The organism is Tamlana crocina (genome assembly GCF_012037625.1).
In genome coordinates this window covers 1-282 of sequence record NZ_JAAVJS010000868.1, presented here as the reverse complement: position 1 = coordinate 282, position 282 = coordinate 1, and the positions used below count along the sequence as shown (strand labels likewise).

General features: G+C 44.3%; 1 protein-coding gene. It reads right to left on the bottom strand.

The features are described from left to right. On the bottom strand, nt 1-282 hold a 282-nt coding region (locus HC176_RS19320; protein WP_209309845.1), incomplete at both ends, for a cation:proton antiporter domain-containing protein.

Below are 282 nucleotides of genomic sequence, written 5' to 3'. Positions count from 1 at the left end.
AATTCGGCGCCTTCCACTCCTTCCCTCACAAGTTTTAATCCGAAGAGAGAAGCAATACCGGCGGCTACAATACCACGAGGTCCCACCCAGCTAATGAAGATCTTTTCATTCCATTTTAATCCCGAATTAATCGAACTTAAGAATACCCCAAGCGGTCGCACTATTAACATCACGGCTCCAAAAAGCAACAGGGCTTTCCAGTTGTAGATCAACATCAATTCGCTGTACTCAATATTGGCAGCCAGGAGAATGAATAGAATAGAGATAAGAAGTACGCTGAGG